1 pseudogene is annotated in these 498 nt (G+C 60.2%); it reads right to left on the reverse strand.

Features of this window, described 5'->3' with window-relative positions:
- Positions 1 to 19: 19 nt before the first annotated feature.
- Positions 20 to 498 (reverse strand): annotated as a pseudogene (locus CSC66_RS17395) (hypothetical protein); the annotation flags it as partial.

The following is a 498-nucleotide window of genomic DNA, read 5'->3' on the forward strand; positions in this document are numbered from 1 at the left end:
ATGGCGGGCAGTGCCCGCCCTACGACTCGTCGAGAAGCTTCTCGATCACCTTGCCCACCGCTGCGAACGCGAACGCGCCAGTGACGTGGGTGGCCGCACCCAGACCGCCGCCGCAGGCGAGGTTCAGCGAATCGCCACCCGGCGGGCGCGTGCCGCAGACGGTGCCGTCCGGTTGCGGGTATTGCACGTTCTGCAGCGAATAGACGGCTGAAACGCCGAAGTAGCGATCCGGGTTGCGCGGGAAATTGAAGTCGGCACGGAGCTTCTTGCGGATCAGGCTGAACATCGCGTCGTGCTCGGTGCGGGACAAGTCGCGCACGCGGATCTGGGTGGGGTCGGTGCGACCGCCGGCGAAAAAAAAGACCCAAGGCCAAAAGGCAAAATCTGAATGAGTGACGAACAGCCTGCACACTCTGTCTCTTATACAGATCCCCGAGCACATGAGAAGGACTCCTATCTCGAATGACGTCTTCTGCATGAAAAAAAAAAGACCATAAA

The organism is Pseudoxanthomonas kaohsiungensis (assembly GCF_010211765.1).
Classification (GTDB): domain Bacteria; phylum Pseudomonadota; class Gammaproteobacteria; order Xanthomonadales; family Xanthomonadaceae; genus Pseudoxanthomonas; species Pseudoxanthomonas kaohsiungensis.